The organism is Prosthecobacter fusiformis, assembly GCF_004364345.1.
GTDB classification, from domain to species: domain Bacteria; phylum Verrucomicrobiota; class Verrucomicrobiia; order Verrucomicrobiales; family Verrucomicrobiaceae; genus Prosthecobacter; species Prosthecobacter fusiformis.
Genome location: NZ_SOCA01000003.1, coordinates 321,557 through 343,963 on the forward strand (window position 1 = coordinate 321,557; position 22,407 = coordinate 343,963).

Sequence of the window (22,407 nt, forward strand, 5' to 3'; positions counted from 1 at the left end):
TTGTCCCGGCGTGAATCCGCACTCTATGGCTCCCCAGGCCCTTATCACAGGCGGTGCGGGGGATCTGGCCCAGGCTATTCAACGAGAACTGGAAAGCCAGGGCTGGATGGTGCATGCGCCGTCACATGTTGAAATGGATGTCACGGACAAGGCGCAGGTACAGGCGGTGATCGGCGCGCTACCACGGCTGGATCTGCTGGTTCACAATGCAGGATTCTTGCGGGATGCTTCGATGTTGAAGATGTCCGAAAGTGACTTTCATGACGTGCTTCAAGTGCATCTCAAAGGAGCGTTTCTGACTGCCCAGGCAGCCTTGAAACTCATGGTTAAACAGCGCCAGGGGCACATCATCACGATTGGCTCTTTCAGCGCCATTTCAGGTCCTGCCGGGCAGGCAAACTATGCGGCTGCGAAAGCCGGGCTAGTCTCCCTTACTCAAAGTCTGGCGGCTGAATACGGTCCTCGGAACATCCGCGCCAACTGTGTGCTGCCCGGATTCCTGGAGACCAAGATGAGCCGTTCCTTGCTGGAGAAACAGCGACCCCAAATCGAAGCGGCCCATGCTCTGGGAAGACTGAACACGGTGGAGGATGCGGCGCGTTTCATCGCGTTTCTACACACGATGCAAAACGTCAGCGGACAGGTCTTCCAGCTGGACAGCCGGGTGCGGCGGTGGACGTAAAACAACCTCAAAACTGAAGGCGTAAGCTCACTGCGACCCTGTGTTGTGTGCTCGTTTGGCCGGGTGATATCCCATTGAAATCGGATCCATCCGTGGCGAGCATCTGATAGTCCAGCCGCACCTGCATGTTGCTGCTGATGGCATAACTAACATTGGCACCGAGGCCCTGTTGGTGGAGACGGGGATTGTTAACGGCTGGCTGGATTTCTTCAGCGAAGTCGCCATGATTATCGACCGTCTGCTGTCGGTAGCTGTATCCGGCTCCTACTGTGACTGCGGGAGTGATCTGCTGTGACAGATGAAGATCTATCCCATAACGACTCATCTCAGACTCATAGTTTAATCCTCCGCCATTGCCTTCATCGTCAGCATGGGAGTTCTCAGCATAGCTGCTCACGGTCAGCTGGCCTCCACGCCAGACCTGTGCTGTCACCCCATAGTTGACGTAATGAGAGCTGTTGGCGTTGGCATAGGGATCCAGATTTGACTCAAACCCCATGGCAAATTCATGCCCGATTCGGTCGTTGATTTTAGCGGTGTAGGTTAGCGAATAATAGGGCTTTGAGACATCTTGAGCGCTGAGATAAATAGGGGGTGCCAAGCTCAAGATGGCGCCGAGAGAAGGTAACCAGCCGTTGATATAATCCGGGCGGTCAAAATCCAATTTTTGGTAACCGGCAGCCAAATTTAAAGAGGAGCGGGTATTGATCTCCCAGACCGTCAAAAATCCGGCATTCCAGCCCTGCATTAAGGAGCGGAGAGGCCAGAAATCGTCGGAAGTGTCATCATTGATGTATGAGACTTCAAATCCAGCCGACCAACTTTGGCTAATCTGGTGAATGACTGTCGAGTTGATGGTGTGACGGGTCGCGTCAGTATTAGCCCCAAAGTCAACGCCCAGAAAATCATTGCCGCGTTGTGTAGAGAGTCTGCGTACAGTAGTCAGAGTGTAGTTGAGAGTCCAGTCCCACTGCGGACGGAAGGCCCAGTTGATGGCGATCCCCAAGTCGTTTTGAAAAATGGGAGTGGAAAGGTTAGTCCTGAGGCTGGGCCGGTCATAGAGAGTCACATGGACATCTCCCAGATCCAGGTCATACGTCAGCGAGGTTCCTGGAAGCACGGTGAGGCCCAGTTCAGTTGCGAGGCTGTCAGAGATGTATTCTCGCTCTTCGGTTAGTAAATTAACGCCGATCCCGCCGGCGAGAGTGAGCTTCTGGCTGGCGTCAATCTGGTAAGTGCCGTCCAGCAGGAGATAGCTGGAAAGAATCCAAAGATCGCCTCCCCCCAAGGTTTGCGAGTTGTATTCTGCCTCCCACTGCATCGCTGTGCCCAAGCTCCACTTGGATGCGCCGTTCTCCTGCTTTGCGGGTGCTTCATAACCGCGTACCCAGGGGCTGAAATAGGAGCGCCCTGTCTGGTATTGGCCGACATAATCGGAATAGTCGTTTTCTGACCGTCTGGCGGCAGCGATGCTTTCACTAAAGTACTCAGGGTAGGCGTATTCCCTGCCTGCCTCCAGTTTTTCACGATCGGTTCCCAGTGGGTCAGGAGTGGGTGAAAGGGCAGGGACGCGTGCCCGGAGTTCACGAATGAAGGCCGCATTTTGAGAGGGAGATGCACCGGATTGAGCGGCGGCATGCGGAGCCAGGGGCAGCGACAGGGTGATAAGCAGCAGAAGAAAATTCAGGGGGGATGGGGGAAGCTGCATAAGAGAATGACACCGTAAAAAGGCATGTTTTGCTTAGCCTGAGCAGCCATGCAGGCAACTGTTTTCGCTAAACTGTGTCAAAAAAACACTTAATGGCGTTGCGTTCCTGGGACTCTGAATTTGAGGGCAAAGCATTTGTTTGAAATGCAGGGGGGTATGGGTCGTTCATGAGCAGACCATGATTTTGCGAAGTCTTCTTTTTTCCGCCCTGCTGCTGGCTCCGTGGGCGGTGCCTGCTGCTGAAAAGCCGAACTTGATCCTCATCAATATTGATGACCTTGGGTATGCGGACATTGGGCCTTTTGGTTCCAGCAATGCGACGCCGAATCTGGACCGCATGGCGGCTGAGGGGATGAAGCTGACGAGTCATTATGCGGCGCCGGTGTGCAGTCCATCGCGGGCGTCTTTGCTGACGGGCTGTTATCCGAAGCGGGTGCTGCCCATCCCGCATGTGCTTTTCCCGGCGGCGGCGGTGGGATTGAGTCCCGATGAGACGACGATTGCAGAGGTGCTGAAGGAGGCGGGGTATAAGACCGCCTGTGTGGGCAAGTGGCATGTGGGGGATCAGCCGGAGTTTCTGCCTACGGCCCAGGGGTTCGACAGCTACTATGGCATCCCTTATTCCAATGACATGGGGCCTCCTGCTGACGGCTCCAAGAGCAACCCCGGAAAGCCACTGCCGGAGCCCAAAGGCCAGGCCAAAAAGAAAGCGGCACCGGTGAATGATGAGACAGGACTCAAGGGGGCCGCACAGCCTCCGCTGCCGCTTTTGGAAAACAACAATGTCATTGAGCGCGTGAAGGCTGAAGAGCAGTTCACTGTCACCCAGAGGTACACGGACAAGGTCTGCGACATCATCCGCCAGAACAAGGACGGTCCTTTCTTCATCTACATGCCACACACGGCGGTACACTTCCCGCTTTATCCGGCTAAGAATTTCATGGGCAAATCGCCCAATGGACTGATTGGTGACTGGGCGCAGGAGGTGGACTCATGCGTGGGGCAGGTGCTGGATCTGCTGCGTGAACTTAAACTGGATAAGGATACGCTGGTGGTCTTCACCAGCGACAATGGCGGAGCGCTGAACCATGGCTCCAACAACAAGCCTCTGCGTGGCTCCAAAGGACAGACCTTTGAAGGGGGGATCCGTGTTTGTACGGTGGTCTGGGCTCCCGGCAAGATCAAGCCGGGTACACAGACGGAAGAGATCACCAGCCACATGGACTGGTTGCCCACCTTTGTCTCCCTTGCAGGTGGCAAGCTGCCGGAACGGAAGATCGACGGCAAGGACCTCTCACCTGTCTTCATGGGAGCAGAGGGAGGAAAAGGACACGATGTGTTTTATTACTATCGCGGCTTCAAGATGGAAGCAGTGAGGTCGGGACCGTGGAAGCTGCATCTGGACAAGGGGGAGCTGTATCACCTGGGGCGGGACATCGCGGAGGAGCAAAACATCGCGGCAAAACATCCCGAAGAGGTGCAGCGCCTGCGGACGCTGGTCGAGGCGATGAAGGATGACCTGGGGCTGGATGGTGCGGAGGCACCAGGGGTACGTCCGCTGGGCCGGGTGGCGAAGGCCGAGCCGCTGATCCATGCTGATGGGACGGTGCGCGCTGGCTTTGACGGTATCGCCAAGAAACTTCCATAAATTCAACCTAACTAAAGATGATGAAACGAATTTTAATGTCTCTCCTTGTCGCTTCAAGCCTTGGCGCTGCGGATGCTCCACTGCTTAAAGATGATTTTTCCAGCCCTAAACTGGAGGCTCGCCGTGCTTCACGTGGGGAGTGGAAGTTTGCGGAGAATACTGCCAGCTGCACGCAGGACGATGAACTGTATAAGAAGCACAAGGACCATGGCCCCATCATTTTTTATGATCTGGGGTATGAAGATGCGACCCTTCGTTTCAGCTACAAGGCAGATGCGGCGGTGAAGTCGGTGGTGTTTACCTCCAATGGTGAGGACGGGCACATTTTCCGTTTTGTGAGCAGTGAGAGAGGCACGTCAGTGGTCGCCTTTCCTCCGGATTCCAAGGATCACAAATCTGTCCGCCTGGGTAAGCCAGGTCCGCCTTTGAAACCCGGCGACTGGGTGCCTGTGGTGGTGACTTTGAAAAGTTCCAAGGCCACGGTGAAGATCGGAGACTTTGAAGAGACCTATGAACATCCCAGCCTCGCCCGGCCCAAGACGAATCTGAGCATTGGCTTTAGCTTCGGGACGGTGAGTGTGAAGGATGTGGTGGTGGAGAAGTGATGGGCTTCGACGCCTCTCCAAACCAAAGGCGGGCAGGAGTGTCCACCGTACTTAAAGCCCGCCCATCTCGCAGATCTTTTTCCAGTGCTTTTCCTCCACGGAGGTGATGGAGAGGCGGTTGCCGCGGCGGAGGGTGATCATGTCGGCGAGGGTAGGGTCATCGCGCAGCATGTCCAGGGTGACGAAGGTCTTGAAGGCGGCTTCCCACTTCACATCCACCATGAGCCAGCGTGGTTCCTCGGGCTTGCTGCCTTTATCGAAGTATTCGGAGGACGGATCGAACTGGGTGTGGTCCGGGTAGGCTTCTTTGACGATTTTGACAATGCCTGCAATGCCAGGGACGGGACAACTTGAGTGGTAGAAGAAGCCGAGGTCGCCCAGGGCCATTTCGTCCCGCATCATGTTGCGCACTTGGTAGTTGCGTACGCCGTTCCAGGGTTCGGTTTTCTTCGGACGCTTTTTGAGGTCGTCGAAGGAAAACACATCAGGTTCGGTTTTGAGCAGCCAGTAGCGCATAAGGATGGATGAGGAGATACACCGGAGGCGGCAAAAGGGAATGCTGAAAATGCGGCCTGGGGCAGTTCTTGAGAGGATGGGGTTATGAAAAAGGCTGCATAGACTGGCTTGAAGCGCCGTTATTTCCCGTCCGGATTTTTCGGAGAAACCTTGACCCCCATCCTGGCTCCGAGTTAACTCGTCACCCCATCGTCATGTCCAGCCGCCTTACTCTCTCTCTTTTGCTCTGCACCGGTGCTGCCTGGGCTTCCCAGCCGCAATCCACCTCCGATCTGCCAGATCCCAATCCGGAAGTGCAGAAGGCAGGTTTTGTGGTCCCTGAGGGGCTGGAGGTAACACTGTGGGCGCAGGAGCCGATGATCGCCAAGCCGGTGCAGATGAACTGGGATGCGCAGGGCCGGCTGTGGGTGGTGAGCAGTACGACGTATCCGCAGATCAAACCGGGAGATGGGACGAAGGACCAAGTGGTGGTGCTGGAGGATACCGATGGTGATGGCAAGGCGGACAAGTCCACGGTCTTTGCCGAAGATCTACACATTCCAACGGGGGTCATTCCAGGTGATGGGGGGGCCTATGTGGCGAACTCGACCGAGGTGATTTTCCTGAAGGATACGAATGGGGATCTGAAGGCAGATGAAAGGACGATCCTGCTGAGTGGTTTCGGCACGGAGGATACGCACCATTTGCTGCATACGATGCGGCATACACCGGAAGGTTTGCTGTCATTCAACCAGTCCATCTATATCCACAGCCATATCGAGACCCCGCATGGGGTGCGCCGTCTGATGGGGGGCGGGGTGTGGGAATTCCGCCCGGAAACGCGCAGGCTGGAATACATCAGCAAAGGGCTGGTGAATCCGTGGGGCTATGAATTCGACAAGTGGGGCCAGTCCTTTGCCACGGACGGTGCGGGGGGGGAAGGGCTGAACTACATCTTCCCAGGCAGTGTTTTCAAAACTTCTCCGGGGGCGAAGCGCACGCTCAGCGGGCTGACCCCGGGGCAGCCGAAGCAGTGTGGGCTGGACGTGATCGATGATCCGCATTGGCCTGAAGAATGGCAGGGCACCTGGGTGACGAATGACTTTCGTGGCAACCGCGTGAACCGTTTTAAAGTGACGCCCAGCGGCAGCGGCTACATCGCGAAACAAGAGGAGGATGTGCTGGCCTCCAACCATCGCGCTTTCCGGCCGATCGATGTGAGGGTGGGACCTGACGGTGCGCTTTATATTGCGGACTGGTACAACCCCATCATCCAGCATGGTGAGGTGGACTTCCGTGATCCGCGCCGTGATCTGGTCCATGGCCGTATTTGGAGGATCACGGCGAAGGGGCGGCCACTGAGCGTGATGCCGAAGATCGTCGGTGCGCCAGTGACTGAACTGCTGGAGATGCTGAAGAGTGACCGCCAGTGGACACGTCATTTTGCCAAGCAGGAGTTGCGTGCGCGTGGGGTGACGGAGGTGATACCGGTGCTGAAAACCTGGCCAGACGGGTTGGACAAAGCTGCCCCGGACTACTGGCATACCCTCCTGGAGGTGGCCTGGGCGCGAGAAGGACTGAATCGCTTTTCTCCCAAGCTGTGGCGTGAGCTGTATGCGACCCCGGATGCCCGTGTACGGTCGGCTGCGCTGCGTATCCTGACCCATCGCTGGCGGGAACTGCCGGATGCGATGGATTTTTTAAAGCAGGGTATCAGCGATGAAAATGCGCAGGTGCGCCTGTGGGCGCTGGCCGTGCTTTCCGACATGCGCCAGCCGAAGGCCTTCGAACTGGCGCTGAAGGTACTGGATAAGCCGATGGATGAAAACTTGGACTTTTTGCTGGAGCTGACGGCCCGCGAACAGGCGGATGTGTGGATGCCGCTGGCGCTGAAGGGGGACCTGAAGCTGAATGGCAATCCGAAGCATCTGGTGTATGCGATGAAGGCCACGGGCCGCAGTGACGCACTGAAGCCTCTGCTGGTCTCGCTGAAGGAAGGCAAGCTGGAAGCGGAGGATGCGGCCGCAGTGATGGCCATGGCCGGGGATGCCGCGGATGCTGCGCAGGCGAAGCTGATCGCGGACATGGTGAATGATCCGGCGATGTCTGACAAGGTGGTGGGCCTGATGGATGCGCTGGTGAAAGCGGGCATGACGCGTGCGGCGAAACCTGAGGGAGCGGAAGAAACCGTCAAAGCCTGGCTGGAGAGTCCACGTGTGGAGATCGTCCACCGGGCGACGATCCTGGCAGGTGCCTGGAAGGTGGAATCTACGCGTGAGGCTTTGCAAAACATCCTGGTGAAAGCGGAGACGCTGCCAGCGGTGCGGGACGGGGCGGTGCAGGGGCTGGCCAAGCTGGGGGGAAGCAAGTCACGTGACTTTTTTGACAAGGTTTTCCAGGAAAACGCAGAGCTGCGAGGCATCGCTGTACAAGGTCTGACGGATGTGGGTGCCCAGCTCGCCGCGAAACGTGCGGTGGAGTTTTTTGCGGAGTCCAAAACGGCTGAAGAGGCTGCACCCATCCTGACGGCTTTCCTCAAAAACAAGCAGCTGCCCGGGGTTCTGGCCAAGGAGCTTGCAGGAAAAAGCATCCCAGATTTTGTGGCGGTGGAGGGTATCCGCATGGTGTCCACCCGTGGCATCAAGGGACCGCTGGAGGATGCGCTGCGCAACGCAGGCGGTGTGAAACAGATGAACCAGGCGCTGACGCCGGAGCAGATGGCGGCACTGGTGGCGAAGGTGAAGGATCAGGGCAATGCGGCTCGTGGCGAGCAGGTGTACCGCCGCCAGCAATTGCTCTGCCAGAGCTGCCACGCCATTGGCGATGCAGGTGGCGTTTTAGGGCCTAACTTAGTAAGCATCGGGGGCAGTGCGCCGGTGGATTATTTGATCGAAAGCCTGCTGGAGCCGAGCAAGAAGATCAAGGAAGGCTATCACATGATCATCATGGGCCTGAAGGATGGCAGCGTGGTGAGCGGTGGTCTGGTGCAGGACGGCGGGGATGAGGTGATCATCCGTGACCCGGCGAACCAACTGCAAAAGGTACCGAAGGCGCAGATCGCCAGCCGCCAGATGAGTCCGGCGAGCATGATGCCTCCGGGCCTGACAGCGAGCCTGCGTGAAGATGAGTTTGTGGACCTGGTGCGTTTTCTTTCTGAACTGGGTCGTGAGGGGGATTACAAGATCAAGCCTAACCGCTATGTGCGTACGTGGCGGGTGATGGGGCTGATGACGCCTGAAACGGTGGATCACGTCCGTCATGTGGGCCTGCATGCGCTGCATGAAAAGGATGCGACCTATCCGTGGCAGATGCTGTTTTCACAAGTGAGCGGGGATGTGCCGCTGAGTGAGGTACAGCAGATCAAGATGTATCCGTGGTTTCCGAAGATCGCCCAGTTTACGCTGAAGCTGGACAGCCCTGGGAAGGTGAAGCTGGGCCTGAGCAGCACGAAGGCGGTGGACATGGTGGTGGGGGATCAGGTGCTGAAGGAAATCACGCCTGAGCTGACGCTGGATCTGCCTGCGGGGACACACCCGGTGAGCGTGGTCATTGGCCGTGATGCCGGAGAACTGGCGGGCTTCCGGGTGGAGATTTTGGACGGGGCGGTGACGGTGCAGTGAGGGAGGGAGTTATGTTTGGCAGTTCTGGATGGGATGGTTAGGCGGGCTTTGTGCGAGCAAAAGCTCTGGACTACTTTTGGCTGATAGGCTGCGATAAAAAAGCCGTCGCATTTTTAGTGCGACGGCTCTTTTGGTTAGGTGGAGTGATGGTGGGAGGTCAGGGAATTGGGCGGGGCTTTTTCGGGGAGCGGGCGCGTTGTTTGGTGTCCACTTCGATGGCTTTGGTTTTGATGGATTCGGTGAGGGCGGCGTCTTGGGCTTGGAGCCAGGTGTCATAGCCTTTTTTGCGGCTGCCGAGGTATTTGTAGGTATCGAAAATAGCTCCGTTACCGAGGGCGCGGGGATCACCCTCGGCTTTGAGTTCGGCCATCATTTTTTCGCGGAGTTCGGCCATGACGGGGGCGAAGGCGAGGTCATTGGCGAGGTTGCGGATGCCTGAGGGATCATCGCTGAGGCGGTAGAGTTCATCGGGCTGGCGTTTGCCCAAGGACATCTCGAAATAGGTGCCGCCGAGGGCTTTGAGGAGTTCCTTGGTGGGGCTGGCATCGCAGTTGCCGAAGTCGGTTTCGGGATCGCAGGCAGGCCAGCGCTCGGGATGGAAGTTGTGAACGTAGAGGTACTCATGGGTGCGGATGGCGCGGACGGGATAACCGAGGTCGTTAGGTCGGCCGAGATCGTGGCGTTCCTTGCCGGCGAGCATGAAGTCACGATTTTCGATGATGCCGGATTTGGGTGAGCTGAGAATATTGACGAGGCTTTTGCCGGTCATCTGGGAGTGGGGTTTCTGGCCGGCGAGTTCCAGGAAGGTGGGGGCGAAGTCGCGGACGTTGATGAAGTCTTCGACGACACGGCCTGGCTGAATGCCTTTTCCCCAGCGCATGGCGAGGGGAAGGTGGAAGCCGTCTTCGTGGATCTGGCCTTTCACATAAGGAAAGGGCATGCCGTGATCTGAAGTGACGATGATGAGGGTGTTTTCGAGTTCGCCAGATGCTTCCAGGGTGGCGAGTGCTTTGCCGATGTGGGCATCTGCGTATTCGACTTCGATAGCGTAATCGGCCAGGTCACCACGGACGATGGAGGTATCCGGGAAGTAGGGAGGGACGACGACGTCTTCGAGTTTTTTGCCGAGGCGTGTGCCGGAATCGAGTTCATAAGCGCGGTGAGGTTCTTGAAAGCCCATCCAGAAACTGAAGGGCTTGCCCTTGTCTCGCTGAGCCAGGAAGGCTTCGAAGTTTTTGCTGTAGTCGTTTTGTCCGATGCCTTTGGCCGGGGGCTGGATCTTGTGTTCATCGAAGCTGGGACCTGCAGGGTTTTGGGTGCGACCTTCGAGTTTGAAGTCACCTGGGCCCCAGCCTTTGCCGGTGAGGCCGATGGTGTAACCGGCGGCCTGCATGATGTCTGGAAAAACGGCGAATTTGGGCGGGAAGATGCCGCCGTGGCAGACGGCCTCCTCAAGCTGCCAGGTATTGCGGCCTGTGAGGATGCTGGCGCGGCAGGGACTGCACTTGGGATTGGAGGTATAGGCGTTTTTGAAAAGGATGCCTTCCTTGGCGATGCGGTCGAAATTGGGGGTCTTGACCCAGGTGGAGCCGTAGGCACCGGCATCACGCCAGCCCCAGTCGTCAAAGATGATAAATAATACGTTAGGCCGAGCGGCATCCTGCGCGGAGGCCAGGGTGCCTGCCGCGCAAAGGGCGGAGCAGAAGATGAGGAGGAGCCGTTTCATGGTTGGAACAATCAGGATTTCTTGGGTGGGTTGGAAACTTTGCCGGTGACAAATTCTTCGCGGCTGAGGGTGCCGTTGCCGTCTTGGTCGCGGGCTTTGAACCAGCCTTCGGCATCGGCTTGGCCGCGGCCTTTACTGAATTCCTGCCAGTTCAGAACGCCGTCCTTGTCGGTATCTTTTTGGATGAACTGTTTTTCGCGGCTCGGATCTTTTTCAGGCGTTTGTTTTCGCGATCCAGCTTTTTTCCTGGGCGGTAGGGCGAGAGGCAGGGGCAGGTAGTCAAAGTCCAGGATCATCTTTTCCTGGAGGGCTTCTTTGAGCTTCAGCTCGATGTCCTGCATGTCCGGCTGACCAGCGAGATTGCGGAGTTCATTGGGGTCGGATTCGAGGTCGTAGAGTTCATAGATGGCGCGGGGGCTGGTGAACCAGAGGGTTTCAAATTCGCTGGCGAGCTGTTTCTCTTCATGTGCCTTGACGATGTCCTGCCAGCTAGGGTCCCCTGCACTGTCCACGGGAGAATAGATATGGCTGGGGGTGACATTGTAGATGAGTTTGTAGCGGTCGCTGCGGACGGCGCGGCTGTAATCCACCCCGGATGCTTTGACGTTTTCGTCAAAGGTAGAGCTGCCATGGGGGCCGCGTTCGGCAAAGATGTGCTGGCGTGGCTCGAAGGGTTGGCCGCGCAGTAGAGGGAGGAAACTTTTTCCGCTGATGCGAGTCGGCACGGGAAGTCCGGCGGCCTCCAGGCAAGTGGGGGCAACGTCTTCCCCGGAGATCAGGGCGCGGGATTCGGTGCCGGGCTGGATGACGCCGGGCCACCAGACGAGCAGAGGGACATTGAGGCCTGGATCATGGAGGTTGCCCTTGCCGCTGGGGAAGGCCATGCCGTTATCACCCGTGAAAATGATGAGGGTGTTTTCCAAACCGGCGCGCTCCTTGATGATATCGAGTACCCTTTTGAAATCTCCGTCCATGTGCTCGATCTCGCCTTCGTAGTGTGAGAGATCTTCGCGCACGCCGGGGAGGTCGGGCAGGCTGCCGGGGACGTTTAACTTAGCGGGGTCGGGCGGATTAGTGCCGCTGTTCCAGGGGTGGTGAGGATCGCTGAAATTGACCCAGAGGTAATAAGGCTGGTCTTTGGGCCGCTGGTCAAAAAAGGCCTTCATCGTTGCAGGGATCGTTTCCTGGCCGGTGGCGTCCACATAGTCGAAACGCTCTTTGAAGGTCTGGAGTTGATTGGCCTCAAAGACGCGGGCGGTGGATGGGGGGCCACGGCCGGAGCCATCCAGATGATAACTGCGGCCTAGAACGCCGACGAAGTAACCGGCGTCCTTTTTCAAGATTTCTGGATAGGTGATCTCATCGCGGGGCAGGGGAGAGCTGAAGCGGGTGATGCGGCAGGCGACGGGTGAGCGGCCGGTGAGAAAGGTAGCACGGGAGGGTACACACTGGGGTGCGCCGGTGAACATGCGATGAAACTTCATGCCCTCGGCGGCAAATTGATCCAGATGTGGGGTCTTCATCTCCGGGCGACCGTAGCAACCGAGGAAGGGATAGCTGTGGTCATCGCTGAGGACGAAGACAATGTTGGGAGGCTTCGGCGCGCCTTGGGCGAAGCCGATGACGAGCAGCGAGAGTACGATGAAAAAGGTGCGCATGGTGATGAACTGCTGTGAACGACGGCAGGACATCTCCGATTGCGACAAATGCGGCTCATTCGTATTTTGTTACCCTACGATGCTGACCCCGTCCGGCTCACCATTCCCCGTTGCGTCTTTAAAGGCAGCCCTCGCCGCGCTGGCTGGGAGCAATGTCTATGTGGGCACGTCCTCCTGGAAGTATCCTGGCTGGGCGGGTCTGCTGTATGATGAGCAGAGGTATATTTACCGGGGCAAATGGGCCAAGAGCCGGTTCGAGCGGGATTGCCTGGAGGAGTATGCCGAAGTGTTCAAGACGGTGAGCGTGGATGCCGGGTATTACCAGTTTCCGTCACCGCAGTACATTGCAGGATTGTGCGGGCAGGTGCCGGACGGGTTTAAGTTTTCTTTCAAGGTGACGGATGAGATTACCGCCCGCACGTTTCCCAACCTGCCCAGGTATGGGGACCGGGGCGGGCAGGCGAATCCCCATTTTCTCAACGCCGATCTGTTTCAAAAGGCATTCCTTGCGTCGTGTGAACCTTACCGGGACAAGATGGGGGTGCTGATGTTCGAGTTCAGCCACTTTCATCCACGGGATTTTCAGCGCGGGCGTGATTTCGTGGACATGCTGGACGCGTTTCTTGGCCAGCTTCCCAAAGGCTGGCAGTATGGTGTGGAGGTGCGAAACAAGTCGCTCCTGCATCCCGAATATTTTGCCATGCTGCGAAGCCATGGGGTGACTCATGTTTTGAACAACTGGACGCACATGCCGTCCGTGGCGGAGCAGCTTCAGCTGGCAGGCAGCCTGACATGCGATGATTTCACAGCGGCGCGCTTTTTGTTGAAACCAGGACGCACGTTTGAGCAGGCAGTGGAAGCGTTTAAACCCTACAATGCCACCAAGGACATCTATGAGGAAGCGCGGCAGGCCGCAGCGACGTTGATTGAAATGCGCAGGCAGGACAACCTCCGGCGCATCACCAAGCCGAGCTTTTTGTTTATCAACAACCGGTTGGAAGGCAATGCGCTGCTAACCATCCTGGCGGTGATGCAGATGCTCAAAGTGATGGTGACGACTGCCTCCCAGCAAGCAGGGAATACAGCCGGTCCAGCGTCGTAATGCGATGGATGAGGGGTGTCTGGAATGGTATTGACCTTCCGGGACCTCTTTTAATAAGATCCTATTCCTATGAAAAAATCGCTTCTGCTTGCTGGCGTGTCGTTTCTAGCCCTGCAATCCGCTTTTGCGGACTTGGTGCTTATCCAAAAAGCCACGACGGATGGACAGGTGCAGGAGATCAACGTCAAGATCAAAGGGGACAAGACCCGCATGGACATGGGCGAGCAGATGACGGTAATCTATGACGGGGCTACCTCCAACATGGTGATGCTGATGCATGCCCAGAAAGTGATGATGAAAATGGATGAAGAGACGCTCAAAAGCATGATGGCGATGGCTGGAAGCGCATTGGGGGGGACCGCTCCCGCAGCCAAGCCCGTGGCGACTGGCGAGAAGGAGAAAATCGGCGAGCATGAGTGTGAAATTTACACCTGGAGCGGTCAGCTAGGCACTGGCAAATTTTGGATCGCCAAGGACTTTCCGCATTATCAGGAGCTTAATGCGGCGCAGGACAAGATGACCAAAGCCATGGGCTCTCCGGTGTCTGGGATGCTACCCCAAGCCAGCGATTTTCCCGGCATGGTGGTGAAGTCAGAATTGATTCTGAGTGGTAAGAGCAATGTCTCTGAACTGGTTTCAATGAAGGAAGAGACGGTGGAAGAAGCTGTTTTTGTCCCGCCAACGGATTATCAAGAAATGAAGATGCCAGGGATACCGGGGAAGTGATCGCACCGGAGATTTCAGTGAGCAGAGGGGTAGTGCCCTGTTGCTTTTATTTGCCAGGTGGGCTGTCACTGCCGTTACTAAGGGCATCATCATGTCTGCTCCTGCCGTCTCCCGCCTGCCCGAGGATCATCCTGCCTGGAAAGACCTGCGCCCGCTGGGCTATGAATGTGCCCGCTGGCTGGCGGCCATGGGGATGCTACAGAACCGATGGAAGAAAGGACGCCTGGGGGATGAATTGACGAAGTTTCTGAGGGACTGGATGCCGCAGGAGCCAGTGGAGACAGCGCTTCCAGAAACCTTTGACCTGACCTGGGATGGCAGTTTGCTTGAGGGAGAGGGTAAATTACTCCCTCTGACCCAGCCAGGCTGGCAGGCGCTTTTGCATCTGCATGCCCTGCGGGATTTTTGGACGGCGGAGCTGCGTGCCAGCCATTACGCGCACCTTTTGCAGATGATTCCACAGGCTTGGTTCATGGACCCGACGCCGTTGCCGCCGGGCAGTGTCATTGCCGGGCTGGGCATCACGGGCTGGGCGGAGCTGCCCCGGCTGGAAGCAGAAGGTCGCCAGTTCATCCAGCATCCCGTGGGTGAGAACAAGGTTGTTTTAAGCGCTGTTTCGGCGATAGCTGATTCCTGGCGTGCCCGCTATCAAATGCGGGATGGGCAAATCGTGTTGCAGGAGGCCTTCCTGCACTGATTCGTCCGATGGACCGCCTTTTCTGTTTTGACTGCTGCCGCCCCCAAACCTGCTGCCCTCCCTTCTTTGCTCGGCCTGACTCCGCCCGAGATCACTGCTTTTATGGCTGAACTGGGCGAGCCTGGCTTTCGGGCGAAGCAGGTCATCGACTGGACCTTTGCCAAGCGCGCGGTCAGCATCGAGGCGATGTCAAATCTGTCCAAAGGACTGCGGCAGACCCTGGCTGAGCGGTATGTGACGCGTACGATGACGATCAGCACGGTCACTGGCTCCAAGGATACCACGCGGAAGTTTTTGCTGAAGCTGCATGATGGCCGCTTTGTGGAAACGGTGCTTATTCCGGCCAATCCCGCTCTGTATGGTGAGGCATCGGACCGGCACACGTTGTGTGTTTCCAGCCAGGTAGGCTGTGCCTATGATTGCAAATTTTGCGCCAGCGGTCTGGCCGGGTTTGCCCGCAATCTCACGGCGGCGGAAATCGTGGAACAAATTGTCCAGGTGGAAGCTTACAGCGGAGAGCGGATGGATAATCTGGTCTTCATGGGCATGGGCGAGCCATTGGCCAACTACAGCCACGTTACCAAGGCAATCGAGATTCTGAACTCCGAGTGGGGCATCGGCATCGGTGCCCGGCACATGACGGTGAGCACTAGCGGCCTGGCACCGCAGATCAAGCGGCTGGCGGATTTCCCTTTGCAGATTCGCCTAGCCATTTCTCTGCATGGAGCCAGCGATGAAGTGCGTGACAAGATCATGCCGGTTAACAAGAAGCATAACCTGGATGAACTCTTTGAGGCGCTGGCTTATTGGCGGTCGAAGCGGAAGCAGCACATCACCTTTGAATACATCCTCATCCAGGGGGTGAATGATGGCCTGGATCAGGCTCATCGGCTGGCCAAACGTGCGAAGGGACTGGATGCCAAGGTGAACCTGATTCCTTATAACACGGTCGAAGGTCTGCAATGGGTGCGGCCCACGGAGGAGGTTCAGGATGCCTTCCGGGACGTACTTTTGAATGCCGGGGTGAAAGCTACTTTACGCCGTGAAAAAGGCCACGATATAGCGGCTGCGTGCGGTCAGTTGAGACTGCGGCAAGAGACGGAGGATGGGATCATCGAGTCTCCGATTCCCGAGAAGCGGATCACGATTGGTGCGGGGGCATAAACGGCGAATGTCACGTCGTGGCAGATGTTTGATACATCGCCTTCGTATCGGCTGAGGCGAGATCGATGAGGTAGCTGGCGAACTTGGTAGTTAGGCGCTCAAAGTAGCGTGCGCCTTTTTCGGCGGTGGAATGCTGTGGGTCACCGGAGCCGGTGTCATTCGTGGCCTGCGTCCAAGCACGCTGCGCCCAGGCCCATTTTTCACGCATGGCGGGGAGCTTCCACAGATTGTCTGTGCCGGGTCCCCATTCTTCCTTGGGCAGGACCAGCTCGGGATGCAGATGCAGCATGAGGCTGGTTTCACGCTCATCGGCATGGTCACCGACGATGGTGAAGATGTCCTGACCGCTGCTGATGCTGAACCAGTTGACGACGGAGAGAAAGATGCGCGGATGCCGGGCCTGAAGCTCCCGCAGGATCTGACGGAAATCATTGCCACCATGACCATTGAAGAGGACAAATTTTGGCACGCCCACTCCTTCCAATGAGGAGATGATGTCCTCCAGCACTGCCATCTGGGTGGTGGGGTTCATGTTGAGGCAAAAGGGGATGTCGAGCTGGCCCGTCTGTACGCCGAAAGGGATGTTCGGCAGGATGGCCACCTTGGCCCTGGCCTCCCAGGCGATGCGGCCTGCCTCGGCACACAGGGCATCATTTTGAAGACTGTCGGTGGCATAGGGCAGGTGCCAGTTGTGTGCTTCGGTCGCGCCCCAGGGTAGCACTGCCACTTCATAACGGGTCTCTTTGACCTGTTTCCAGTTCGTTTCAGCGATGATCCAGGGACGCGGCGGGTTCATGAAAGGGATACTCCACAGATGCAGTGATTTGCCAAGCATCTTGACGCGTGCCTCTGCCTGCCGCCATGATTGAAGCTATGCGATTGTTAGCTGCATTGTTTCTGTTTCCGATACTTGCCCAGGCGGCAGGATCCTATTTCACACTCGAATACCCGCCGTCTGAAAAGCCGGGAGAGCTGATCTATGGTGTGACCTATATTCTCTGGGTGCCAGATGAGGTGAAGGAGATCCGCGGGGTCATCGTGCATCAGCATGGTTGCGGAGCTGGGGCGTGTAAGAACGGAGAGACAGCAGCCTATGACCTGCATTGGCAGGCCCTGGCGGAAAAGCATGGCTGCGCACTCCTGGGTCCGTCTTTTCACCAGGAGGATGGGGATGATTGCCGGAAATGGTGCGATCCGCGCAATGGATCGGAGAAGGCTTTTTTGCGCTGTCTGGAGGACTTTGCCGTTCAGTCGAAGCATCCCGAAATCAGCCAGGTTCCTTGGGCATTGTGGGGGCATAGCGGGGGGGCTTTTTGGTCCAGCCTGATGCTGACTCTCCATCCTGAGAGGATTGCCGCCATCTGGTTCCGCTCGGGATCTGCCTATTATGTTTGGGAGAAAGGCGACATCCCACGCCCCACATTGACGGATGCGGTGTATCAGGTTCCATTTTGTTTCAATGGAGGATTGAAGGAAGAGCAGGACAAGCGTCACGGGCCTGCCCGCGTGGGGGACCGGGCGATGTTTGCGGCCTGGAGGGCCAAGGGAGCACCTGCGGGGTTTGCCCGTGATCCGCGCACCGGACATGAATGCGGAGATTCCCGCTACCTGGCCATTCCCTTTCTGGATGCCTGCCTGGAGATGCGATTGCCCGAAACAGGAGTTGTTTTAAAACCTGTGGATGTCAGCCAAGGATGGTTGTCTGAGATGGACAGCGAGGTCGCGGTGGCTGCGGGCAGATATGAGGGAGCCAAAGAATCTTCCGCCTGGATGCCTAACCAGGAACTGGTGAAAGCGCGTGCTGAATACCTGAAAACGGGCACGGTGGGAGATACGACTCCGCCTCCAGCAGCGACGAATGTGACCTTTGACAAAGGAGTGCTGACCTGGGATGCAAAGGCAGATTTTGAAAGCGGGATTCAGCAATTCATCATCCTGCGAAATGGTGAAGAAATTGGGCGAGTACCGGAGAAGGGTGTGGCCAAGTTTGGCCGTGCGCTTTTCCAACGCATGACTCATGGGGACACTCCCGAAAAGCCTTTGGCGGAGATGATGTTTACTGATCCGGCGCCTGCCGCTGATGCCAAGGCCTATCAGGTGATCTCTGTGAACAGTGTGGGGCTGCGTTCTGAGTAAAGCCGAGGACTGCATGATGTCTGACACACCCTTTTCCGCGCTGCTGCTGGCTGGCGGAAGGTCTGTGCGCATGGGCCAGGACAAGGCACTGCTGGAGTGGGCGGGAAAGCCGCTGTGGCAGGTGCAACTGGCCAAACTGCGGGTGAACAGACCGGAGAGGTTGCTCATCGCCTGTCGTGAGGAGCAAGGGTTGCAGAGCGGTGCAGAGAGCGGTGTGGAGTGGTTATTCGATCCGCCCGGTAGCGATTGTGGACCGATGGGGCCCATCATTGAGGCGCTGAAAAGGGTACAAATGCCTCTGCTGGTCCTGGCGGTGGACATGCCGCAGATGACATCCACTTTTTTGAATGAAGTGATTCATGGACTGGCGGATACGTCCCTTTTTTTTTCATTGGGGCAGGGGAGTGAGCCTTTGGTCGGCGTTTATACACCGTCCCTTTTGCCACTGTTAGGCGAGGCCATGAATAAACAGCAGTATAGTCTGCGCCGGGTCATCGAGCAGGGCCGGGATCAAGGGCTGGCGATCATCCTTCCGCTGGCGCAGGTGGATGCGGTGTTGTTTGCCAATGCGAATACTCCAGCGGAGTGGCAACAGACGGGCAAATAAAAAGGCGACCTCTGAAGAGGCCGCCTTTCGTTCCACAACGAACGGACTGAATTTGGGATCAGACTACCCACTCACCGCGGTAATCGCGGGTAAGCCATTTTGGATCACCACCTTCAGCGAAGGTGCGCTCCGTGGGGTTCCACTTGAAGGAAGTGCCCGAATAGTAAGACATGTTCATCAGGTGGCAGGAGATGACGGTGGTGGCACCGACAGCCACATCACAGATGGGGCGCTCGCGGGTTTTGATGCTGTTGAGCCAGTCATCGTGATGGTTCTTGCTGTCGTAAAGCTTCACCTTGGCGTCCTTGAGGAACTCGCGCTCGGTAAGGATCACTTCGCGGTCCAGGGAGGTGCCTTTATCCACGGCCTTGTCGAAGAACTTATGGACGGTTTTGCCGCCGAGGATGAGTTCAAATTTGCCACGATTGACGTGGATTTCGCCTTCGGTCCCGTAAATGGAAACACCCTTGCCGGTTTCATGGGTCAGGACCACGCCATTGGCGTAAACGAGCTGGGCACCGCGCTTGGCGTCCTTGCCTTGGGCCGCGCGCACTTCCACAGGGCCGCTTTCATCCACACCGAGAGCCCATTGGGCGATGTCGATGTGGTGTGCGCCCCAGTCGGTGATCATGCCGCCGCCGAATTCGCGAGTGTCACGCCATTTCGGAAAGTGGGTATGGACACCGCGTGGGCTGAGGATGCTGTTGTAAGGCTTCAGCGGGCCTGGGCCGCACCAGAGGTCCCAGTCGAGTCCTGGCTCAGCGGCCTCTTCGGGCAGATTGTAAACGGGTGCTGGGTCACCGAAGGAAGTCGTGATGGTCTTGATGTCACCAATGACGCCGTTGCGGACGAGCTCAGCAGCTACGCGGAATTCTTTGCTGGATCGCTGCTGGGAGCCTGTCTGGAAGATGCGTCCGCTATCGCGCACGGCTTTGGTCAGGGTCAGGGCTTCATGGACATTGTGGGTCAGCGGCTTCTCACCATAGACGTCTTTGCCCGCGCGGACGGCGGCGATGCCGATGTAAGCGTGCCAATGGTCCGGCGTGGCGATGACGACGGCATCGATGTCCTTGCGGGCCAGCAACTCACGGAAGTCGTTATAAGCGGAGCAGCCTTTGTATTCCGTGCCTGCCTGCTTGCCATAGGTGTCATCCACGCGCTTTTTGGCGTTTTCACGGCGGTTGGTATCCACATCGCAGACGGCGACGACCTGCACGGATTCGCGGCCCAAGAAATTGCCCAGGTGACCGCTGTTCATTTTACCCACGCCGATGAAGCCCAGGTTGATGCGGGAATTGGGGGCGGTTTCTGCAGACCAAATGCGTGAGGGCAGAATGAACGGGGCTGCGACGGCTCCAGCAGCAGATTTGATGAAGGAACGGCGGGACGGTTGGCTGTGGCTCATAAGTGAAATAAGACGGGTCAGACAATACGCAGTCAGGACACGTTTTGTGCAGTTTGTGTCATAAAAAGACCGGGCAGCCCAGCTTAAAATGCAAAACGGCTGCCAGGGATGCTGGCAGCCGTTGAGTTAAAGAGTGAAGGAGAATCTGACCCGATTATTTTTCGATCTTCAGCAGCTCGACTTCGAAGACCAGTGTTTCGCCTGGGCCGATGTCTGCACCAGCGCCGTTGTCGCCGTAAGCCAGCTCAGAAGGAATGTAGAACTTGTACTTGGAACCCACAGACATGAGCTGGAGGCCTTCGGTCCAGCCTTTGATGACTTCCTGCACGCCGAAGGTGATTGGCTCACCGCGATCCACGCTGCTGTCGAAGACTTTGCCATTCAGCAGGGTGCCGTGATAGTGGACGTTCACTTTGTCAGTCGGCACTGGCTTTGCGCCGTCGCCCTGCTTGAGGACTTCATACTGAAGGCCGCTGGCGGTGGTTTTCACGCCTTCTTTCTTGCCGTTTTCAGCCAGGAACTTGGCGCTAGCGGCTTTGACTTCACCTGCCTTGGCAGCCTGCTTGGCCTGAATTTCGGCCTGCTTGCCTTCCATGACTTTCTGGAAGCCTTCCATGGCTTGCTGAAGTTCTTCAGGCTTGTACTTGGAAGGCTTGCCTTCGAACTGGTCACGAACAGCACCGAGGAAGCTATCCAGATCGATATCGACGCCCTGCTGTTTAAAGTTGTTGGCGATGTTGCCGCCGATCTGGGATCCAATGAAATAACTGACTTTGTCCATCGAAACTGGTGCCGCAGGTGCGGCGGCTTCGCCAGCAGGTTTTGCAGCTTCTGTAGCTGGTTTGGCGACTTCTGCGGCGGGTTTTGCCGAATCCGTTTGGGCTGACAGGGTGGTTGCGGCGGTGAATGCGGCGCAGACAAGGCGAAGGGTAGCTTTCATGTGTTGGAGAGTTACGAGACTCGGAGAGATGCGGGAACTGGTCAACAGAAGAAAATATCCTCTATTGCTACATCCGGGAACGGGGAGCCCATCGATAGTCTGGCAGTTAAATACTGGGTCTGGATAAAATCTTGGGGTGTTTCTGGCTCCAATGGCAATTTGTTCCTTTGTTGACGTCCTGAAGGAATGGACCGACGTTATTGCAAATAATGCGCGGTTTCCCTCCAGTTCAGCTTTTCCTGCTCGGCCTTGTTTTCGTGGGCTTGGCTATTCCGCTGGTTCAATTGACAAATGGATATGCTGCCTCCCCTGTCCATGCGGAGGATGGGGGCCATGAGGAGCATGCACATGATGGAGAACAGGTGGTGAAGGGTGGAACGGATCATCCAGAAGGTGATCATAAACATGTCGAGGTGCCTACGCTGGTGCGGCTGCGGTTTGCCCACCGCCCACTGACGGTAAGCCTGCTACAGGAAGGTGCGGAACTGGCAGACAAGCTGGATCTGAATGCCTCGCCGGTGGAATTCAAAACGGACCTGGAAGTATCTCATGACGGCAATGAACTCATCATCAGTGCGACTTGGCCGGAAGGCACGCCTGATACTGCGCTGACGCTGGAACTGGAGCCGGATGGCTTCGAGACCCGCAGTGAAACGCGCTGGTCCACGGAGGCCGCACTCAACGAAGTCATCACTTTCACATGGTAAAACACGCTCCACCCGACCAGGCCCACCGCAAAGAGCACGTCTGCTGGGGCGGCGGTGGCTGCACCCACTCCCATGCCCACCGGCTGGAGGTGAACAATTTGCGTGTCAGCTATCAAGAGGTACTGGCGCTGGATGGAATCACTTTTGGTACGGAGTGCGGGCGCAGCATCGCCCTCATCGGCCCGAATGGTGCAGGCAAAAGTACACTCCTGAAAGCACTGGCTGGCCTGCTGCGTGCGGACAGTGGCAGCATCTTGTGGCGTGGGAAGCCGCTCACGCGCAGCAGCTACGAAATCGCCTACCTGCCGCAGCGCGGGGATGTGGACTGGAACTTTCCTATTACGGTACGTGGATTGGTTGAAATGGGACGTTACCCCAATCTGGGTTGGTGGCGAAAGTATTCCCGGCATGATGCGGAGATCGTCCAGCGTGCCCTGACGACCATGAACCTGCTGGATCTGCAGGACCGGCAGATCAGCGCTCTTTCAGGCGGCCAGCAGCAGCGCACTTTTATCGCCCGCGCTCTGGCCCAGGAGGCGCATGTGTTGCTGCTGGATGAACCCTTCACCGGTCTGGACAGGCCGGCCCAGCAGAATCTGGCGCGGCTTTTTCGCGAACTGACTGCGGAAGGAAGACTCCTCATCGCCAGCCACCACGACCTGCAAACGGTGGAAGGAAACTTCGATGACGTGCTTTTGATTAAACGCACCCAGGTCGTCTTTGGGGAAGTGGCCACCGCTTTCACTCCGGAGCGTATTGCGGAGGCCTATGACCACTGATT

General features: G+C 57.1%; 19 protein-coding genes. 12 read left to right on the forward strand and 7 right to left on the reverse strand.

All coding sequences use genetic code 11. From position 1 onward, the window contains the following. Positions 1-25 precede the first annotated feature (25 nt). Complete coding sequence (locus EI77_RS10740; protein WP_133795268.1) at positions 26-682, forward strand: SDR family oxidoreductase; 657 nt, start codon at positions 26-28, stop codon at positions 680-682. 7 nt (positions 683-689) lie between these two features. On the opposite strand, the gene EI77_RS10745 is transcribed toward EI77_RS10740, so the two are convergent. Then, positions 690-2,390, reverse strand: coding sequence for a TonB-dependent receptor (locus tag EI77_RS10745; protein ID WP_133795269.1), 1,701 nt, complete (start codon positions 2,388-2,390; stop codon positions 690-692). Positions 2,391-2,568: 178 nt separating this feature from the next. On the opposite strand from EI77_RS10745, the gene EI77_RS10750 reads away from it, so the two are divergent. Continuing rightward, positions 2,569-4,038 (forward strand): sulfatase family protein, encoded by a 1,470-nt coding sequence (locus EI77_RS10750; RefSeq protein ID WP_133795270.1) that lies wholly within the window; start codon positions 2,569-2,571, stop codon positions 4,036-4,038. A 35-nt stretch (positions 4,039-4,073) separates the two neighbouring features. Beyond that, a complete protein-coding gene (locus EI77_RS10755) occupies positions 4,074-4,643 on the forward strand; it encodes a hypothetical protein (protein ID WP_133795271.1) in 570 nt (189 codons plus the stop codon). A 51-nt stretch (positions 4,644-4,694) separates the two neighbouring features. On the opposite strand, the gene EI77_RS10760 is transcribed toward EI77_RS10755, so the two are convergent. Continuing rightward, on the reverse strand, positions 4,695-5,159 hold the full coding sequence (locus tag EI77_RS10760; protein ID WP_133795272.1) for an EVE domain-containing protein: 465 nt from the start codon (positions 5,157-5,159) through the stop codon (positions 4,695-4,697). A 194-nt stretch (positions 5,160-5,353) separates the two neighbouring features. On the opposite strand from EI77_RS10760, the gene EI77_RS10765 reads away from it, so the two are divergent. Beyond that, a complete protein-coding gene (locus tag EI77_RS10765; protein ID WP_133795273.1) occupies positions 5,354-8,758 on the forward strand; it encodes a PVC-type heme-binding CxxCH protein in 3,405 nt (1,134 codons plus the stop codon). 157 nt (positions 8,759-8,915) lie between these two features. Here EI77_RS10765 and EI77_RS10770 read toward each other — a convergent pair whose 3' ends face one another. Next, on the reverse strand, positions 8,916-10,484 hold the full coding sequence (locus EI77_RS10770; protein WP_133795274.1) for a sulfatase family protein: 1,569 nt from the start codon (positions 10,482-10,484) through the stop codon (positions 8,916-8,918). Between the two features lie 11 nt (positions 10,485-10,495). Continuing rightward, complete coding sequence (locus EI77_RS10775) at positions 10,496-12,175, reverse strand: sulfatase-like hydrolase/transferase (RefSeq protein WP_208300333.1); 1,680 nt, start codon at positions 12,173-12,175, stop codon at positions 10,496-10,498. A 46-nt stretch (positions 12,176-12,221) separates the two neighbouring features. Between EI77_RS10775 and EI77_RS10780 the strand changes: the two genes are divergently transcribed. The 4 genes from EI77_RS10780 to rlmN all read left to right on the forward strand — a co-directional run bounded on the left by EI77_RS10780 (position 12,222) and on the right by rlmN (position 15,831). Further along, positions 12,222-13,244 (forward strand): DUF72 domain-containing protein, encoded by a 1,023-nt coding sequence (locus EI77_RS10780; protein ID WP_166647182.1) that lies wholly within the window; start codon positions 12,222-12,224, stop codon positions 13,242-13,244. Positions 13,245-13,313: 69 nt separating this feature from the next. After that, entirely contained in the window at positions 13,314-13,970 is a 657-nt protein-coding gene (locus EI77_RS10785) for a DUF4412 domain-containing protein (RefSeq protein WP_133795276.1), read from the forward strand. 91 nt (positions 13,971-14,061) lie between these two features. Continuing rightward, positions 14,062-14,667 (forward strand): hypothetical protein, encoded by a 606-nt coding sequence (locus tag EI77_RS10790; protein ID WP_133795277.1) that lies wholly within the window; start codon positions 14,062-14,064, stop codon positions 14,665-14,667. A 27-nt stretch (positions 14,668-14,694) separates the two neighbouring features. Then, on the forward strand, positions 14,695-15,831 hold the full coding sequence (rlmN, locus tag EI77_RS10795; protein WP_243838786.1) for a dual-specificity RNA methyltransferase RlmN: 1,137 nt from the start codon (positions 14,695-14,697) through the stop codon (positions 15,829-15,831). 10 nt (positions 15,832-15,841) lie between these two features. Here rlmN and EI77_RS10800 read toward each other — a convergent pair whose 3' ends face one another. Beyond that, a complete protein-coding gene (locus EI77_RS10800; RefSeq protein WP_133795278.1) occupies positions 15,842-16,627 on the reverse strand; it encodes a creatininase family protein in 786 nt (261 codons plus the stop codon). A gap of 47 nt (positions 16,628-16,674) precedes the next feature. Between EI77_RS10800 and EI77_RS10805 the strand changes: the two genes are divergently transcribed. Both EI77_RS10805 and EI77_RS10810 read left to right on the forward strand, forming a co-directional pair. After that, on the forward strand, positions 16,675-17,967 hold the full coding sequence (locus tag EI77_RS10805; protein WP_208300334.1) for an alpha/beta hydrolase family protein: 1,293 nt from the start codon (positions 16,675-16,677) through the stop codon (positions 17,965-17,967). 13 nt (positions 17,968-17,980) lie between these two features. Then, positions 17,981-18,574 carry a molybdenum cofactor guanylyltransferase gene (locus EI77_RS10810; protein WP_133795279.1) on the forward strand — a complete coding sequence of 198 codons (594 nt, stop codon included), beginning with the start codon at positions 17,981-17,983 and terminating at the stop codon, positions 18,572-18,574. 58 nt (positions 18,575-18,632) lie between these two features. Here EI77_RS10810 and EI77_RS10815 read toward each other — a convergent pair whose 3' ends face one another. Both EI77_RS10815 and bamJ read right to left on the reverse strand, forming a co-directional pair. Continuing rightward, positions 18,633-19,979 (reverse strand): Gfo/Idh/MocA family protein, encoded by a 1,347-nt coding sequence (locus EI77_RS10815; RefSeq protein ID WP_133795280.1) that lies wholly within the window; start codon positions 19,977-19,979, stop codon positions 18,633-18,635. Positions 19,980-20,133: 154 nt separating this feature from the next. Continuing rightward, positions 20,134-20,919 (reverse strand): BamJ family beta-barrel-assembly machinery protein, encoded by a 786-nt coding sequence (gene bamJ / locus EI77_RS23980; RefSeq protein ID WP_133795281.1) that lies wholly within the window; start codon positions 20,917-20,919, stop codon positions 20,134-20,136. Between the two features lie 209 nt (positions 20,920-21,128). Between bamJ and EI77_RS10825 the strand changes: the two genes are divergently transcribed. Beyond that, positions 21,129-21,626, forward strand: coding sequence for a hypothetical protein (locus EI77_RS10825; protein ID WP_133795282.1), 498 nt, complete (start codon positions 21,129-21,131; stop codon positions 21,624-21,626). Continuing rightward, positions 21,620-22,405, forward strand: a complete 786-nt coding sequence (locus EI77_RS10830) for a metal ABC transporter ATP-binding protein (protein ID WP_133795283.1) — start codon at positions 21,620-21,622, stop codon at positions 22,403-22,405. The genes EI77_RS10825 and EI77_RS10830 overlap by 7 nt, the downstream gene beginning before the upstream one ends. Positions 22,406-22,407 lie beyond the last annotated feature (2 nt).

Bases quoted from the DNA above. Each gene is read 5' to 3' on its own strand.
- EI77_RS10740 (WP_133795268.1), top strand. From the start codon at position 26: ATGGCTCCCCAGGCCCTTATCACAGGCGGTGCGGGGGATCTGGCCCAG.
- EI77_RS10745 (WP_133795269.1), bottom strand. From the start codon at position 2,390: ATGCAGCTTCCCCCATCCCCCCTGAATTTTCTTCTGCTGCTTATCACC.
- EI77_RS10750 (WP_133795270.1), top strand. From the start codon at position 2,569: ATGATTTTGCGAAGTCTTCTTTTTTCCGCCCTGCTGCTGGCTCCGTGG.
- EI77_RS10755 (WP_133795271.1), top strand. From the start codon at position 4,074: ATGTCTCTCCTTGTCGCTTCAAGCCTTGGCGCTGCGGATGCTCCACTG.
- EI77_RS10760 (WP_133795272.1), bottom strand. From the start codon at position 5,159: ATGCGCTACTGGCTGCTCAAAACCGAACCTGATGTGTTTTCCTTCGAC.
- EI77_RS10765 (WP_133795273.1), top strand. From the start codon at position 5,354: ATGTCCAGCCGCCTTACTCTCTCTCTTTTGCTCTGCACCGGTGCTGCC.
- EI77_RS10770 (WP_133795274.1), bottom strand. From the start codon at position 10,484: ATGAAACGGCTCCTCCTCATCTTCTGCTCCGCCCTTTGCGCGGCAGGC.
- EI77_RS10775 (WP_208300333.1), bottom strand. From the start codon at position 12,175: ATGTCCTGCCGTCGTTCACAGCAGTTCATCACCATGCGCACCTTTTTC.
- EI77_RS10780 (WP_166647182.1), top strand. From the start codon at position 12,222: ATGCTGACCCCGTCCGGCTCACCATTCCCCGTTGCGTCTTTAAAGGCA.
- EI77_RS10785 (WP_133795276.1), top strand. From the start codon at position 13,314: ATGAAAAAATCGCTTCTGCTTGCTGGCGTGTCGTTTCTAGCCCTGCAA.
- EI77_RS10790 (WP_133795277.1), top strand. From the start codon at position 14,062: ATGTCTGCTCCTGCCGTCTCCCGCCTGCCCGAGGATCATCCTGCCTGG.
- EI77_RS10800 (WP_133795278.1), bottom strand. From the start codon at position 16,627: ATGAACCCGCCGCGTCCCTGGATCATCGCTGAAACGAACTGGAAACAG.
- EI77_RS10810 (WP_133795279.1), top strand. From the start codon at position 17,981: ATGATGTCTGACACACCCTTTTCCGCGCTGCTGCTGGCTGGCGGAAGG.
- EI77_RS10815 (WP_133795280.1), bottom strand. From the start codon at position 19,979: ATGAGCCACAGCCAACCGTCCCGCCGTTCCTTCATCAAATCTGCTGCT.
- bamJ (WP_133795281.1), bottom strand. From the start codon at position 20,919: ATGAAAGCTACCCTTCGCCTTGTCTGCGCCGCATTCACCGCCGCAACC.
- EI77_RS10825 (WP_133795282.1), top strand. From the start codon at position 21,129: ATGCGCGGTTTCCCTCCAGTTCAGCTTTTCCTGCTCGGCCTTGTTTTC.
- EI77_RS10830 (WP_133795283.1), top strand. From the start codon at position 21,620: ATGGTAAAACACGCTCCACCCGACCAGGCCCACCGCAAAGAGCACGTC.